Annotated in this window: 12 protein-coding genes and 1 pseudogene; 8 read left to right on the forward strand and 5 right to left on the reverse strand. The window is 39.8% G+C overall.

What is annotated here, in order from left to right; translation table 11 throughout:
* Positions 1 to 63 precede the first annotated feature (63 nt).
* Positions 64 to 5523 (reverse strand): ATP-binding sensor histidine kinase, encoded by a 5460-nt coding sequence (locus GTQ43_RS00955; RefSeq protein ID WP_265269885.1) that lies wholly within the window; start codon positions 5521 to 5523, stop codon positions 64 to 66.
* An 85-nt stretch (positions 5524 to 5608) separates the two neighbouring features.
* On the opposite strand from GTQ43_RS00955, the pseudogene GTQ43_RS00960 reads away from it, so the two are divergent.
* Positions 5609 to 6046 (forward strand): annotated as a pseudogene (locus GTQ43_RS00960) (Uma2 family endonuclease); the annotation flags it as partial.
* Positions 6047 to 6167: 121 nt separating this feature from the next.
* Here the strand turns inward: GTQ43_RS00960 and GTQ43_RS00965 are convergent.
* Positions 6168 to 6383: a hypothetical protein gene (locus GTQ43_RS00965; protein ID WP_265269886.1), complete on the reverse strand. Its 216-nt coding sequence runs from the start codon at positions 6381 to 6383 to the stop codon at positions 6168 to 6170.
* 352 nt (positions 6384 to 6735) lie between these two features.
* Between GTQ43_RS00965 and GTQ43_RS00970 the strand changes: the two genes are divergently transcribed.
* The 3 genes from GTQ43_RS00970 (at position 6736) to GTQ43_RS00980 (ending at position 9705) form a co-directional block, all read left to right on the forward strand.
* On the forward strand, positions 6736 to 7605 hold the full coding sequence (locus GTQ43_RS00970; RefSeq protein WP_265269887.1) for a hypothetical protein: 870 nt from the start codon (positions 6736 to 6738) through the stop codon (positions 7603 to 7605).
* Between the two features lie 167 nt (positions 7606 to 7772).
* Positions 7773 to 8765: a pentapeptide repeat-containing protein gene (locus GTQ43_RS00975; protein WP_265269888.1), complete on the forward strand. Its 993-nt coding sequence runs from the start codon at positions 7773 to 7775 to the stop codon at positions 8763 to 8765.
* Positions 8766 to 8952: 187 nt separating this feature from the next.
* Positions 8953 to 9705, forward strand: a complete 753-nt coding sequence (locus GTQ43_RS00980; protein ID WP_265269889.1) for a CPBP family intramembrane glutamic endopeptidase — start codon at positions 8953 to 8955, stop codon at positions 9703 to 9705.
* Between the two features lie 754 nt (positions 9706 to 10459).
* Here the strand turns inward: GTQ43_RS00980 and GTQ43_RS00985 are convergent.
* Together GTQ43_RS00985 and GTQ43_RS00990 are read right to left on the reverse strand one after the other, a co-directional pair.
* Positions 10460 to 11800 carry a TldD/PmbA family protein gene (locus tag GTQ43_RS00985; protein WP_265269890.1) on the reverse strand — a complete coding sequence of 447 codons (1341 nt, stop codon included), beginning with the start codon at positions 11798 to 11800 and terminating at the stop codon, positions 10460 to 10462.
* Positions 11801 to 11906: 106 nt separating this feature from the next.
* Positions 11907 to 13379, reverse strand: coding sequence for a TldD/PmbA family protein (locus GTQ43_RS00990; RefSeq protein ID WP_265273634.1), 1473 nt, complete (start codon positions 13377 to 13379; stop codon positions 11907 to 11909).
* Positions 13380 to 13552: 173 nt separating this feature from the next.
* Here GTQ43_RS00990 and GTQ43_RS00995 point away from each other — a divergent pair, with 173 nt between their 5' ends.
* From GTQ43_RS00995 to GTQ43_RS01010, 4 genes are all read left to right on the forward strand, one after another.
* A complete protein-coding gene (locus GTQ43_RS00995; protein WP_265269891.1) occupies positions 13553 to 13687 on the forward strand; it encodes a hypothetical protein in 135 nt (44 codons plus the stop codon).
* Between the two features lie 100 nt (positions 13688 to 13787).
* A complete protein-coding gene (locus GTQ43_RS01000) occupies positions 13788 to 14393 on the forward strand; it encodes a vWA domain-containing protein (RefSeq protein WP_265269892.1) in 606 nt (201 codons plus the stop codon).
* Positions 14394 to 14449: 56 nt separating this feature from the next.
* A complete protein-coding gene (locus tag GTQ43_RS01005; protein ID WP_265269893.1) occupies positions 14450 to 15055 on the forward strand; it encodes a vWA domain-containing protein in 606 nt (201 codons plus the stop codon).
* Positions 15056 to 15081: 26 nt separating this feature from the next.
* On the forward strand, positions 15082 to 15474 hold the full coding sequence (locus GTQ43_RS01010; RefSeq protein WP_265269894.1) for a salt stress protein, Slr1339 family: 393 nt from the start codon (positions 15082 to 15084) through the stop codon (positions 15472 to 15474).
* Positions 15475 to 15579: 105 nt separating this feature from the next.
* Here GTQ43_RS01010 and GTQ43_RS01015 read toward each other — a convergent pair whose 3' ends face one another.
* Complete coding sequence (locus GTQ43_RS01015; protein ID WP_265273635.1) at positions 15580 to 15924, reverse strand: winged helix-turn-helix transcriptional regulator; 345 nt, start codon at positions 15922 to 15924, stop codon at positions 15580 to 15582.
* Positions 15925 to 16019 lie beyond the last annotated feature (95 nt).

The following is a 16019-nucleotide window of genomic DNA, read 5'->3' on the forward strand; positions in this document are numbered from 1 at the left end:
GACTTCTTCAAGAAGTCGGGGATCTGAACCCCTTGCTGGAGAACAAATCAAAATCGCCAAAAATCATACCGGAATTTCAATAAAAAATTCTGTTCCTTCACCTAAAACAGAGTTAAAACTCAATTTTCCGCCGTGGGTTTCTTCAACAATTTGACGAGCGATCGCCAACCCTAACCCCGTCCCTTTACCCACAGCTTTTGTAGTAAATAAATGGTCAAAAATCTTTGATTTGACTGCTTCGCTCATCCCCTTCCCATTATCTATAATGGCAATCTTGACTAGATGATTTCCGACCGAGGTTGTAATTGTAATGCAGTTAGGATTAGCTTGAATTTCCTCAAATCTGCGTCCAGTGTTAGATTCATCTAAGGCATCAATGGCATTTGCGATCAGATTCATGAATACCTGATTTAATTGACCGGGGAAGCATTCTACTTCAGGCAAATTACTGTAATTTGTGACAACTTCAATGGCGGGACGTTGTTCATTAGCCTTGAGACGATGTTTCAAAATTAAAATTGTGCTATCAATACCTTCATGAATGTTAAATGGCACTTTGTAATCTTGATCGGCACGAGAGAAAGTTCTTAAACTGGTGCTGATGTTCTTTAGCCTGTCGCATGCCATCGACATAGAATCAATCATCTTGGGTAAGTCTGATAAGCTATAATCCAAGTCGATTTCTTCGGCGTGGTCTTTGATTTCCCCATTTTTGTTGGGTAAACTTTTTTGATATAGTCCGAGATGTTCAACAAGATCAGCTAGGGTGGGTTTAGCAAGTTTTAGACTGGCAGCAATAAAACCCAAAGGATTATTCATTTCATGGGCTATCCCTGCGACTAAGTTACCCAACGCAGACATTTTTTCACTCTGCACTATTTGTAATTGGGCTTGTTGTAAATCTTGCAATGCTTGTTGCAAATCTTCTGATTTTTGCTGCGATTCGGCAAAGGACTGTTCTAGCTGTTGGGCATATTGCTGCGATCGCTCATAAAGTCGAGCATTTTCCAAAGAAATTGCGGCTTGAGCGCAGATTAAATTGAGTAGTTCGACGCGATCGCTCGTGAACGCCCCCGTTGCTAAATTATTTTCTAGATATAAAATACCCAGCAACTTCCCTTGATGCAAAATCGGGCTGCATAAGATACTCTGAGGCTGCTGACGCATGATATACGGGTCATTGGCTAAAATCGGATCAGCCGTTGCATCCAGCAGCACAATAGTCTCCCTATTGTGCTTCACTTTGTAAATCAGCTTTAGGGGAATATCTTGACTCTCCTCAACGGGAAGGCGCTGCAACACTACCGGCTCCGAACCCTCAATAATTGACCCTTTGATCAGCAGGTGCGAGTCTCGCAACAGCATTAACACGCATTTATCAGCCCCCGCATTTTCGATGACGATCGCAAGCAACGATGAAAGTAGTTTTTCGAGTTCGATTTCACCAGAAAGAGTTTGAGAAGCCTTGAGAATAGCTTTTAAATCGAGGGAATCAGAGACGCTGGAGGAAGAACTAGTGGAGGTGACTGTACCGGTGGCGAAGACGGTTTCGTTAACTGAGAAGGCAGTGCGAGTTTGTTGGAGGATAGCAGCTAGAAGTTGAGGATAGCGTCTTTCCAAGTCAGCAACCTTGGCTTTCGCACCCCAACGAGCATAACCATAGTAGGCTTCAATCATGTAGTCCTGGGCGATGCGCTGTCTGCCCCAGTCGAGGTAGAATTTGGCGGCGAGTTCGTTGGCTAAGGCTTCTTCTTGGATATATTCGTTAGCTTTCGCTCCAGATATGGCCTTGTCATAAAACTCACTGGCTTCTACTTTTTGCCCTAACAATCGACATTTTTCCGCTTCTACCAAATCAATCTTATGTTGGTAATTCATTGGAGCATGGTGCGCCCAGTGCTGTTGTAACTGGGTTTGGTTTTGTGTTACCCGCTCTAATGCTTGTGATACCTCTGTTGGTGTTTGATTCAACTGTGCTATGGCAACCAAAGAATCATAAAGATAAAAAGCAGGTTCGCCGACTATTCCCGCAGCAGCCATTAAATAGTTTCTGCCCTCAACTGCATAATTGTTAGCTTGCTCAACTTCCCCAAATAAAAAGCAAAGGGTCAGCTTATATAAATAGAATAAATACAACCCAAATAGGTCATTTGCAGACAATAGCAGAGGCAGAAATTCCATCTCTTGGAGGGCTGAACCAGACAACAGGGTGGGATGCAACCCAACTCCCAGTAAATTTAAAACAGATTGCCAATAGATCCGGCAGTAATTGGCTGTTGTCAATTGGTTAACTTGCACCAAACCATTGTAGTAGGTGTGCGTATCCTGTTCTAAGGTGGTAAGGGGCTGACCGCACCAAAAGGAATGCAAACAGAAAAAGTGGCCACTATGTCCAGTAATTAGCAAGTTTCCGACTTCTATGGCAGTTGCATAGCTCTCCCTCAAGAGTGATAACGTTTCTTGGATGTGAGCTTTTCGGTGTCGGATATACCCAGCCCGCATCAGTAATACTTCCGGTTTAGTTACTTTAGCATCGAGTTTTAAGACAACATTCAATGCCAACTGACTAAACTCTACAGCTAAATCTACATCTTCCAAGAGATTACAGACAATCATGCTATAGCAAATATAGTTATAAGCTGAAATAGATAAGTTTCCGTGCTGCAAAGACAATTTGAGTGAAAAGCAAGTCAGTAATGAGAACAAGGGAGAGCCAGAGAGGTAAGCTGCTGGTGTGATGCTACTAGTCATCTGAATAATTGCAAGTTTGTTGGTATCTGTCATCATTGGCAGGTGGACAAAATCTGCAATTTTCCTGTCTCCAATCAGTTCACTAATCTCTTGAATTGACTGTTGAATATCAGTTAGTGTGGGTGTTTCTGGAAAGGTGACACCCAACTGTTGCAGGATCTGAATGCCGATCGCAATAGATTCGGTAAGTTGATTCTGGGAGGTCTTTGCTTGAATTCTAATGCGGTAAACATTGAGCTTTTCTAGTAAAGAGTGTGCCTGTTCAATGACAATATCAATCCACTGTTCCATTACCTCAAAGTCACCGCACAGCATTGCTAATTCAGCCGAATTGTTATGGAATAATAGAGTCATTTCATACTGCTGTTGCCAAGCTTTTTCTCCCAACAGTGACAATCCCACTGCAACATACTCACGAGCCGCTTGATAGGCGGTAGCGGCTCTGGCTTTGCGACAGGCAATCAGATTAAGCCCAGCTAGTTCATCTCGTTCTCTTTGTTGGGTAATTAAAGCAGTTCCGTGATTTAATTGATTTACCACTTCAAAAATGCGGTCTTCTGTTGCTGCTGAGGAAATCTGTTGCAGGAGCAGTTGTCCTATTTGGTAATGAGTCCTCTGTTTTTGGTCATCGGGAATCAGAGAATAAGCAGCTTGTTGGATGCGATCGTGTAAAAATTTATAACTTGCTAATTGCTCATTGCTAATAGCTATTTGTTGATTTTTATTAGCAATGGACAAATAGCTATTAGCAGTTTCATCTTGATAAAATTTATAAACATCACTAATCGGTAAAATTAACCCTTCTTGTAATGCTTTCCACAAAGCAGAAGCCGTCTCAATTTGGGATTGCTGCGAAACAATTGCCAAAGTCGCTAAATCAAAATAGTTGCCAATACAAGCTGCTAACTGCAACACCTGTTGAGTTGATAGCGGTAGTTTTCGTAATTGAAAACCCATAAAAGCCACAACATCGTCTGTAACAGCTTGAGTTGTCACCTGGACAATGTCACATTGCCAGAAATTTGAATCAAAATTAAATTCAATTAGCCTATCTTGATGTAATGCTTTGAGAAACTGGGCGGCAAAAAACGGATTACCTTGAGTTTTTTGATGAACTAATTGAGAAAGAGGTAATGCTAAATTTTCTGTACATTTTAGTGTATCGGCAACTAATTGATTTACTCTGACTTGATTGAGTGGTGCTAAAGTAATTGTATTAATAGTTGCTGATGTTTTTTTGATTTCGCTCAAAGTCAACATTAATGGATGTCCTGGGTTGACTTCGTTATCACGGTACGCACCAATTAACAAAAGATGCTTTGTATCAGCCATCAATAGCTGCATTAACTTCAGCGATGCTGAATCTGCCCATTGCAAATCATCTAAGAACATTACTAATGGATGTTCTAAACTGGTAAAAACTTGAGTGAATTTTTGAAACAATAAATTAAATCTATTTTGTGCCGCCGTTCCTGATAATTCTATGGCGGGTGGTTGTTCACCAATAATTCTTGATAGTTCGGGGATAACTTCAATAATTACTTGTCCATTTTCTCCAACTGCTGATAAGATTTGGTTTCTCCATTGCTGAAGCTGTGCATCACTTTCGCTTAACAGTTGCCCCATTAAATCCCGGAATGCTTGCACAAATGCCGAAAAGGGAATATTGCGTTGAAATTGGTCAAATTTACCTTTGATAAAATAACCACGTTGGCGCACAATTGGTTTATGAACTTCGTTGACAACCGCAGTTTTACCAATTCCCGAAAACCCAGCTACCAACATCATTTCTGTTGCACCAAGGCTAACTCGTTCAAATGCTTGCAGTAGAGTTGATACTTCGGTTTCTCGTCCATAAAGTTTGTCGGGGATGATGAAGCGATCGCACACGTCCCTTTGTGCAATTTCAAAACTCTGAATTTCACCAGTTTCATTTAGCTGATGTAAACAATTTTCTAAATCAAATTTCAGTCCTAACGCACTCTGATATCTGTCTTCAGCATTTTTCGCCATAAGTTTTTTGACGATTTCTGAGAGTGCAGACGGTATTTGTGGGTTAATTTCAGATACTAAAGGCGCTGCTTTGGCAATGTGACAATGTACTAACTCCATCGGCTCATTTAATGGAAATGGTAACTCCCCAGTGAGTAATTCGTAGAAAGTGACACCTAAAGAATAGAAATCAGTGCGGTAGTCAATTCCCCGATTCATCCTCCCTGTTTGTTCTGGGGATATATAACTAAGTGTCCCTTCTAAGACATTAGGATTAATGAGTGTTTGGGTTTCTCTTGGTAGTAAAGAGGCAATACTAAAGTCAATTAATTTAACTTGCTTGGTTTCAGGATTAATTAAAATATTGCTGGGTTTAATATCTTTATGAATAATTCGCTCTCGATAGAGTATGTCTAAGACGTTGCAAAGTGCGATCGCTAGAACTAAAAAATCATGACCAGACGCAATATATCGCGTTTTTACAGAGGTGAAATAATCTTTTAGAGAAATTCCACCAAAGTCTTCCATCACCAGCGAATAGCCATTTTGGTAAGGTTCTAGGCTATAGGTGGCGATGATCAGGGGTGAGTTGAGATTTTTGGCGATCGTATACTGATTGCGAAACTGTACCAATTCACTGAAACTGGGATAAGGATTTTTCAGCAGTTTAATCACTACAGGTTCTCGATCGATTTCTCGAACTGCACGATAAACCACAGTGCGAGAACCATTGTAGAGTTCTTCACTAACTTGATATCCGGGAATACTTACTGGAGTCATTGTTCTGCCACCAAAATCTTGACAATTCTGGATTTAGTATTCCCAGATCATAAAATGGGTTTATTGTTGCGAGGCAACTTATCCTATGGAATACTCCATTCCCCTACCCCTGCTCCCAACTTCGGCAGAACTCCCCGACTCTGATGATACTCCTGTGGATAACGAACTCCAAAACCTGTTTCCTAACTTACTGTTAGCTATTTTGTCCGCTATTTGGAGCGATGTCTGGCGACAAGCCGCTTCGCGTCTACGCACCGATTGGTTCTTTGGTGTAGACATGGGTATCTATTACCTCCCGACTGCACCAAGAAAATCCATTGTCCCCGATGGCTTTTTGAGCTTGGGTGTGGAACGACGGCGACGACCGCCGAATGGAAGACTCAGTTATGTGCTTTGGGAAGAAAATTGGACTCCACCTATTTTGGTTGTCGAAATCGTCTCTCAAACCTATGGTGGAGAATACGATATTAAAATGGGCAAATATTTGGATTTAGGGGTATTGTATTACGTTATCTACAATCCAGATAATTTGTAACTATAACAATCCTATTTGATTTGTGAAAATCTGCGGTGTCCAGATGCCCGACTTCGTAAAAGTTATCGGGGATATTATTTTTCACGAATGATTTAGTAGGGCTATAGATTTACAAAGGTATTTCAATCATAAATTCTGTACCTTCACCCAGAACAGAGTTACAACTTAATTTACCGCCGTGGGTTGATTCGACGATTTGTCGAGCGATCGCCCGCACTTCGCAGACTTGATTCTCTGAAGGTAAGATTAAGGCACAGCGATCGCCCCCCGAATTTTGCAGAATAATTTGGGTCAGTTGGTAGATCAGATCCGCTAACTGAATCACCCGCACAAGTGCTTGGGAGGCTTTGATAATGGCACTTTTTGCTTGAGTATTTACCAGATTAAATCCCCAAGCGTTTGAGCAATGCTTTCATCAATGGGTGGAGTCGATTACTGAAGCTATTGGTGCCCAAGTTATACCTATCGACGGGAAAACAGTGCGACAATGAGCATCAGGATTTGGCTGTTGTGCCAACCCAATCAGCAACGTTAAGCGTGGACAAAGTGGTTTGACATAACTACACAAGCCAGATAAAAAGGGTATAACATAAGACCAGCCCTTTCAAAGCGAGTAGAAATTCTCGGAAGTGAAATTCTTCTCTAAACCACCTAATACCTGTGCCGGAGATTTGCCGATGAAAACTATATCTAGCCTCGATGCAGTAACTAAAAATTTAGAACAGCATGAAAACTCGAAGCGGATTAAAAAACTAATATACTCGGCTTGTAAAAACATTTGGGAAAATGATGAAGAGACGCTAGATAGGTTTAATTTACAAGAATTAATCCAAGAATTATGCAGATTTAATCCAAGTACAAATAACTTAGATTATACCTTATCTAAGGTTGTACAAACCCTTAATAAACAAGCTGAATATGCCCAAATTGCTGATGTTATTTCTCAGGAAATGCAGAAGCTATACATAACAATTGATGAATCAACAGGAATACTATTAAAGGAACCTCATCAAGAGGAACAAATATTTTATAATCCTCGACAAATATCATCAAAATTTATAGATAAATCTCCAAACACTGAAATCAAACATCAATATAATCAGTTTGATTTACGGCAAAATATTATGAAGTATACTAACCCACTTAGGGCTAAGATAGTTATATTTTCGGCGCTTTACAAGAAGTTTACTTTCAATGAAGAAGACTGGTTAAAACTGAAGGCTGAAAAACTTGATGATTTATTGCTGAGATTATTTGATAATTGTCCAACTATCAGAGAGCTTGAATCTAAACTAAATCGTGCTGTTATATCTTTAGGTAAGCCGGATGAAAATATTCAAGCAGCTAGTGCAATCATCCAATCTATGCGAGGTTTATATGCTAATGTCTCATCCAGTGCCAACGGATATCAAGCGTTTAACAGCGATTCATCTCCAGAAATGAGAACACTCGTTAATCCTCACCACAAAAGTGGGATCAAAGATGATAATAATACCTGTCAATTTATAGTACCTTCTCCCAAAGATCCGCTCAAGGAAAAACAATGATAATAATTTGTGACTATTCTTAATTATAAGAAAACTAGGACTTACGCAAAAAATAGCCAAAACCCTTATTTTCATGTAGGGGCAATTCATGAATTGCCCCTACGCCGTATAGTTTTGCGTAAGTCCTAAAAACTTAAAAAGATGGTGGTAATTGAGATAGAAAAAATATGGATGCTAATGAACTTCTTAAAAGATACGAAAATGGAGAAACAGAATTTATTGAGGCAAACTTAAATGGGGTAAATTTATTTGGTGCAGACTTGATTGGGATAGCTTTGAATAAGGCCGATTTGCGTAATGCCATCCTAACTTTTAGCTACCTAAATCGGGGAATTCTGAATAAGGCAAATCTAGTATGTACCAAGCTAAGTGGTGCGAACTTAAATCAGGCAAGTTTAATCAGTGCCAACTTGCATGATGCTAATTTACATGGTGCCACTTTGCAGGGTGCCGATTTGCGTAATGCCGATTTAACTTTGGCATATATGCTCGATAGTAACTTGATGAATGCTGACTTGCGTGGTGCAAATTTGAGTGGTGCAAATCTAACTGGTGCGTGTCTGCGTGGTGCTAACCTGCGAGAAGAAAAAAGGATGTACTCTGCTAGTCTACGGGGCGCTAACCTCCATAAGGCTGACCTGCGCGGCGCTGATTTAACTGGTGTAGACTTATCTAAAGTTGATTTGAGTGGTGCTAACTTGAGTGAAGCAACGCTACGTTATGCCGATTTGAGCGATGCCAACTTGAGTGAAGCAATTTTGTCTAATGCATCTCTGGCAGATACTAACATTGGGGGTGCTAATTTGAAAGGTGCTAACCTGATGAATGCTAGATTGGAAAGGTCAAATCTGATTGATGCCGACCTTACGGGTGTTAACTTGTATGGTGCAATTATGGCAGATGCGAAACTAACTAGATGCCAGATGAGTGGAGCAAACCTGAGTTTTGCAAGACTAAATAGAGTTGATTTAAGTCGGGCTAATCTACGTGGGGCTAACCTTACTGAAGCTGACTTAGTTGATGCCTATCTTGCTAGGACAAATTTGACTGATGCTAATTTAAGTAAGGCAAATCTAATCAGGGCAGAAATGAGTAGTACAAATCTGACGGGTGCAGATTTGCGTTGTGCAGTCATGCCTGATGGAACAATTAACGATTAAAAATATGGTGTTGCTGAATCGAGGTATGAACTTGAATGTAGAGACGTAAAATTTTACGTCTCTACAAGGATTTTTCATCGCAATGCATAATCGTTTCGCAATGACATAAATATTTTTGCATACGCACTTGTAGGCAATTTTACCCCTGGTGACAGCTTCCATAACTTTACCCCGATAAAAGATAATTGTGAAAACAGAATTACCTCCATTAACTAATTTTGTTCTATTCTTTGTAGTTGTCTTAAGTGTGGTGTATTTGTATAACAGTATAATTCAAGGAGCATTAATTAAAAAGCAACGAAAAGTAGAAAGGCCCAAGTCTGGTTTTGGCTTTTATATGTTATGGAATCAAATTTCGTTAATTTTCTTCTTTAGCATAACTTATATTCTAGGATGGGACGCACCAGCAGTTGGCTTAAAACTTGAAATCTTACCAATATTTTCCTTAATAATTGGCTTAATTTGCTATGGGATATTCCTTTTAGTATTAAGTAAAATCTTAAATCTTCTGAGAATCAGTGAAATTGTGCAAAATGATGCTTATTTCGTTTCTGCAAGTCTTATGCCACGACAGAAACTTCAGAAAATATTATTTATGATTGCCGTATGCATCTTGAATCCAATAACAGAAGAATTGATATTTCGTGGAGTATTAGTACATCAATTAGGCTTATATATAAATAATAATCATTTGGCAATTTGTTTGGGTTTATTTGTAAGTGTTCTAAATCATATTTATCAAGGAAAATTACATATTATTACGCATATTATTTTTTATAGTTTTACTGTAATATTGCTCTATTCACATGCAGGACTTATTGGGGCTATAGGTTTTCACTTTACAGGAGATATTTACCCGTTCATGTGGCTTAAACATGAGGTTACTAACTATAAAAAACGAAGAAGGGATAAACGCAGGGCTAAATATATTTCCAGTTAGTATATCAGATACCCTCTTCATACAAGTAGATGTAGGGGTATGAGTAGCGTTCATGCAGAAAATCGGGTGAAGAGATATTACATGAGTAATACAAGCATTTTTAGAAGCTTAAACGCTTATTGTATCCTTAAGTAGTGACTCGACGATCGACATTAGTGAATGATCTAAGTTATCAGGATAATCTTTATCTAAGTAAGGCTTTTAAGCTGAACTCGGCTTTCTGTTCCGATGATGATACTGTTGGCGAATGTAATACATTATTGTCTTATTAAGTATTACGTAAGCTCAAACCTTCAATCTGTAGTTGCGGCTTTGAGTTGTAACACTTTTGTCCGTGCGTTTGTAACACTTTCGCCAACAGTATCCGATGATACTCATACCCCTTGCCTAAATAAGTACTTGGACAGAATTAATTACACAATGTCGTTGCAAATGAAGCGTACCCCTTTGGGGATCTTGTCGTAGAGATAGCGTAATGAAGCAATCCACTTGCGGTTGGGATTGCAATTCTTGGAGACGCTGTTCGCGAACGCTTTGCTCGCAATGACTGTAAATATTTTTGTCCAACTACTTACTAACTTTTACCGAAAAGGGGAAAGGGGTAAAGGAAAAACTTTTCCCCACACGCCATAGAGCAAGTATTTTTAAATATGGACAATATTAAAAGAAGATTTTTGAGACACGTAATGCGACAAAAATCAGCGTCCATATTTTAAACCCCTATTTTTAAATTAATTGGTTCCCTTTCCCTTCTTCATTCACCGGTAATTGACAGTTCATTAACCCAGATTTTCGGACAAACTCCCCCTGGCGTTAACTCCGCCTCTTTTTCTACATAAATAATTGACTTCAGGAGTTCCAAGAAATCGCCAGCAACAGTTGCTGACTCAATACTCGTCCTGACACCCTTATTAACTAGCCAACCATCAAAGGGCAAAGAAAAGGAGCCTTGTAAAGATTTAACTCCTGCATGGAGAGCTTGTAAATCATCGATAAAAATCACATCTTCAGCAGTTTCTAAACTTAACTCTTCTTCAGGAGTTACTGTTGTAAAAACGTGATAAAAATTGGGACTAACGCTGACTTTTGCACCAATACTAGCATTACCTGTTGGCTGGGCATTCAACCTTTTAGCAGTACCTGCACTGTGGAGAAAGCTTGTTAAAATGCCATTTTCAATTAGCGAAACCTGACGAGTCGGAGTTCCTTCTCCATCAAAAGTTTCTGCCCCTACGTTAGCTGGGTGTAGTGCATCATCAAAAACTGAAAGCAGAGGAGAAGCAATTTGCTTACCTAAATCTTCAGGAGTAGATAGGCTTTGATTATCCAAAATACTTTGGGCGTTGAACAAGTTAGAAAAAGCACCCAACAGACTTAAAAAAGCTTCTGCTGAGAAAACAACTCGATATTTACCAGTCTTGATTTTTTCATAGTTCAAGTGGCTGATAGTTTTATCGGCAGTTTCTTTGATGCAACCATTGATGTCTAGATTATTTAAACTTTGGTTGATTCTAAAAGCACCTGCACTGCGCGGTTTTTTTCCTTCTTCTTCAGTTTTACTGTAAAGATAAACTGATGCTAAGGAGTGAGATTCAGTTCTGATTGCACCATCACTATTGAGATAGAATCTGTCTATATCTCTTTGCGATAATCCATTATAAGGTACACCTTTAATTGCTGGATGGGCTGCCAGTAATTCTTTTTCAGCTACCAACAATCTTTCTATGAGTTCAGCAACAGGTGCTTGGGGTGTCTTATCTTGAGGTTTGTTTGCAATAGAAACAGTAGCTTCGGGACTAAAATCAGGAACATTTTCTTTAACACCAAAAAAACTGGCTTCGTAAGCAGTTTTCAGAGCTAATTCTAATCCCTTGGGGTCTACATCTGTCGTGCTGGTGACACCCATTGTATTTTCTTCATTCCACACACGAACAGTAACGCCAGAGCGATTTGATGCTTTAACTTGTTTTGGCTCACCTTGGTCTACCTGCACGCTTGTATCATCTATTGTTGAGCCATAAATGTCGAATTTCTTAATGCCAAGTTTCTCAGCATTATCCTTGGCAGAATTTGCAATCTCATTGATATTTGGCATAGTCAATTTTGGATTTTAGATTTTAGATTGAACCTACGGAATTATCGGAGAGCTTGAGCATTTTGGATTTTGAATATTACAATCCAAAATCCAAAATCTAAAATTCTTATCGTCCACCGACGGTAATAGAATCAACTTTGATGTGGGGTTGTCCGACTGTGGTGTAAATACTTCCACTCACAGAGCCGCAAAAACCTGGGGCAATTTCCAAATCTTGGGAACACATAGAAATTTTATTCATAATTTCCTTAGCTTCTCCAATTAAAATTGCTCCCTTTAGCGGTTTAGTGATTTTGCCATTTTCAATCAAATAAGCTTCATCAACACTAAAGTTAAATTGACCTGTAGCACCAACACTACCGCCACCCATCTTTTTACAGTAAATACCTTTATCAACAGAGGCAAATAAATCATCGGTGCTATATTCGCCAGAATCAATATAAGTATTACGCATTCGGCTAGCAGCAGCAAAGGTATAATTTTGGCGGCGGCCACTTCCAGTTCTGGGGTGTCCGGTGCGTGCAGAACCTGTTCTATCTGCTAAGAAGTTTTTGAGAACGCCTTTTTCAATTAATAATGTTCTTTGAGCTGGCATACCTTCGTCATCCATGTCAATTGTCCCAAAGGCTTTGTCAGAGCGCCCTTCGTCCCAAGCTGTCAAGCTTTCGTGGGCAATTTTTTCGCCTTTTTTGTCAGCAAAAGGAGTGGTATTGCGTTCGATTTGAGTGGTTTCTAGCAGGTGTCCGCAAGCTTCATGGAAGATTACGCCGCCAAAGTGATTGGCCATAATAGTCGGGTAAGTACCCGATTCTACGTAATCGGCATAGAGCATTTTGCCGGCAGATTCTGCTATTTTTTCGGCGGCTTGTTGAGAATCCCAAGTTCTCAAGAAATTGGCATCGCTAGTATTACCTGCGCGATCGCCAATTGAGGTACGATTAGCACCATCAGCACACAATAGGTTAAATCCTACTGACTGGGTAAGACGGATATCACGGGCAAAAGTACCATCACTGGCGGCGATTAAGACTTCTTGCCAATCCCGGAAATAGCTAGCACGGCGTGATTGCACGTGGCTAGCTTTTTGCTTCAAGTTGGCAGTCCCATCAAGGAGGATTTCTCCCATTTCGCGGATTGAGCTACATACTGGTAGCCATGCATCTTTGCCTCTTTTGGTGGCGTAATCTCTCAGTAGTTCTAGATTTATTTCTGGGATGAAAGCTTTAGCAGTGGGTAATTGCAATCCTAAGATAGAAAGACCTTTTTCTAAAGCTGCTTTCAAACCGGAAAAAGAAAGGTCATTGGTGCTGACATAGCAATCGGCTTTGCCACGAAACACTCTGACTCCCGCGCCTGTAGACAGACTGGGTGAAATACTCGTGATGGAATCGTCTTCTGCCAGACAACTAATATAGTTGCGACGTTCTAAAAATAATTCGATGAAGTCAGCGCCGGCGGCGCGTCCTAATCCCAGAAGGGTAGCCAGGGGAGCTTCCCAGGTTTCATCGAAACGCTCTGGTGTGGAAGAGTATTGGAGGGTGGGAAGTTGATTCGAGAGAAGTAGCGTACTTGTAAGCATGGGTAGCCTCGTCTGCTGGCGTAATTCAGAGATTTGACTGAAAAATCCTGGTGTGTTCAGGGTAACTGAAACTTTCATTTCAATATTTCAAAACCCTTTATTAATTATGAACGGTTAACACAACTTAAACTACTTTACACAATTCTTGGAACAGCAAGTTTACTATTTTGCTCATGAGTTTGCCTTGGATGTGCTTACCACCTAGCAGTTTCTCTTTTTGTCGCATTTTAGACTTTCTAGCGTGTCCACTAGGCAGATTGCAGTTAGCGATCGCTAAAAACTGGGTAAACGATGGGGTTGTTGAGTAGCATTTAAGTAGCGGAATTGATACAAAACCTTAAAAAGCTTACGGTATCGTCAGATTCGTAGACTAGACTAGAACCACAGGGTAAGAATCAAAGGAAGATTATGATGAGCGATCGCGACTACACATTAATCATTGATAAAAGCGGTAGTATGTCCACACCCGACCAAGTGGGTGGTAAAAGTAGATGGGAAATCGCCCAGGAGTCTACTCTCGCTTTGGCAAGAAAGGCCGAACAGTTTGACCCAGATGGCATCACTGTTTATGTGTTTTCCGGTAGATTTAAACGCTACGATGATGTTAATTCAGCCAAAGTCGCACAGATATTTCTCGAAAATGACCCTGCTGGGACAACAAACTTAGCAGGTGTACTCCAGGATGCCCTCAATAACTACTTTCAACGCAAAGCTGCCGGTAAAACCAAGCCGAACGGAGAAACAATTTTAGTCATTACAGATGGTGAACCAGACGATCGCAAAGCTGTATTTGAAGTCATCATTCATGCTACTCGCCAGATGGAACGTGATGAAGAATTAGGAATTTCGATCATTCAAGTAGGTTCAGATGCCCAAGCAACTAAGTTCCTCAAAGCTTTGGATGACCAGTTGCAAAGTGTTGGCGCTAAATTTGATATTTGCGACACGGTTACTTTAGACGATTTAGAAGAAATGAGTCTTATCGATGTATTGAAAAATGCAATCACAGACTAATACATCTATCAGCCTAAAATCTCATAACTCTTAACTTTCAACTGGAGAATTGAATAATGCTAGAAAATCGTGACTATACCTTGATTATTGACAAAAGCGGCAGCATGGCAACCCAAGACCAAAAGGGTGGTAGAAGTAGATGGGTTGCGGCTCAAGAATCTACTTTAGCTTTAGCTAGTAAGTGTGAGCAATTTGACCCAGACGGCATTACCATTTATGTATTTTCTGGTAAATTTAAGCGATATGAAAATGTCACATCTAGCATAGTACCACAAATTTTCCGAGAAAATGATCCCTCTGGTACAACTGATTTGGCAGGTGTGTTAAAACACGCAACTGATGATTATTTACAACGCAAAGCAGCTGGTCAAACAAAGCCAAATGGTGAAACAATTTTAGTGGTTACTGATGGTGAACCGGACGATCGCAAAGCAGTGATGAAAGTAATTATTGAAGCTTCTCGCCGCATCGATCGAGATGAAGAATTAGCAATTTCTTTCATTCAAGTCGGTAAAGATGTACAAGCTACCCGCTTTCTCAAAGTCTTAGACGATGAACTCCAAAGTGCTGGTGCTAAGTTTGATATCTGTGACACAATTACTATGGAAGATATGGAAGATATGAGTTTATCAGAAGTTCTCCTCAATGCCATTAATGACTAGCTATACCATTTATAGGAGTTGCAAAAATGGATTCCATTGATAAGCTGTTAGCTGAACTCCAAACTGAATACCAAGAAATCAAACCACAACAGCAGCAGTCAAAATCAGCTACAGCCAAATCTTTGATCGCACAATCGCCAAAGTCGGCATCTTTTATAGATAATCTTTTGGCAGAAGTTAAGGCTGATTTTGCCGAAGAGGATACTGCTATTGAGTTAAAAAAACAGCAAGAACTCGAACAGGAACGAGTTCGGCAAGAACAAATTAAAGCCAAACAATTAGAGGTTTTGAAGGTACAGGCAAAAGAATGGTTAGCCAAAGTAGATCCACTTTCATCAGAAGGACTTTGGTTTGAAAGGTTTGCTGAAAGTTACTCCTCAAAATTAGAGGCAGCGATTGAATATTTAAGAAACAACTAATAGACTATTAAAAGTTATACGGATAAATCTGCTAATTCAAATTGAAAATTAGCAATTATTTATCCCTTTATGGGTAGATTATCCTGAACTCTGACTCTTTTTTTATTATTGATGGTGATTTGTTACAGCTAAATGTTGAATAGCCCATTCATGCATAGCATAGAGAATTGGTTGCAAAGTTTCTCCTAAAGGTGTCAGTGAATATTCTACCTTTGGTGGAATTTGAGGATAAACTTCTCGATGAATAACGCCGTCTTCCTCCATTTCTCTAAGTTGTTGGGTTAACACCTTTTGCGTAACTCCGGGTAAAGCCCGTTGTAACTCACCAAACCGTTTGACACCAACCATTAATTCTCTAATAATCAAAACTTTCCAGCGTCCGCCAATCACTTTTAGGGTAGTTTCTACTTCACAAGTCAGCCGACTATTATTTTCTGCTTCAGCTTTCATAGTTTTTTGTAGGAAGTACACAGGCAGACCTCCTGCCTTTCAAGCTAGATAATATCCAAATTTTTTGAACATTCGATACTTAAGGATATCTATAA

This window comes from Nostoc sp. KVJ3, from assembly GCF_026127265.1.
Lineage (GTDB): Bacteria > Cyanobacteriota > Cyanobacteriia > Cyanobacteriales > Nostocaceae > Nostoc.

Coding starts and splice junctions, on each gene's coding strand:
- GTQ43_RS01005 (WP_265269893.1), top strand. CDS start 14,450: ATGCTAGAAAATCGTGACTATACCTTGATTATTGACAAAAGCGGCAGC.
- GTQ43_RS00955 (WP_265269885.1), bottom strand. CDS start 5,523: ATGACTCCAGTAAGTATTCCCGGATATCAAGTTAGTGAAGAACTCTAC.
- GTQ43_RS00975 (WP_265269888.1), top strand. CDS start 7,773: ATGGATGCTAATGAACTTCTTAAAAGATACGAAAATGGAGAAACAGAA.
- GTQ43_RS00985 (WP_265269890.1), bottom strand. CDS start 11,800: ATGCCAAATATCAATGAGATTGCAAATTCTGCCAAGGATAATGCTGAG.
- GTQ43_RS01010 (WP_265269894.1), top strand. CDS start 15,082: ATGGATTCCATTGATAAGCTGTTAGCTGAACTCCAAACTGAATACCAA.
- GTQ43_RS01000 (WP_265269892.1), top strand. CDS start 13,788: ATGATGAGCGATCGCGACTACACATTAATCATTGATAAAAGCGGTAGT.
- GTQ43_RS00970 (WP_265269887.1), top strand. CDS start 6,736: ATGAAAACTATATCTAGCCTCGATGCAGTAACTAAAAATTTAGAACAG.
- GTQ43_RS00990 (WP_265273634.1), bottom strand. CDS start 13,379: ATGCTTACAAGTACGCTACTTCTCTCGAATCAACTTCCCACCCTCCAA.
- GTQ43_RS00995 (WP_265269891.1), top strand. CDS start 13,553: ATGAGTTTGCCTTGGATGTGCTTACCACCTAGCAGTTTCTCTTTTTGT.
- GTQ43_RS01015 (WP_265273635.1), bottom strand. CDS start 15,924: ATGAAAGCTGAAGCAGAAAATAATAGTCGGCTGACTTGTGAAGTAGAA.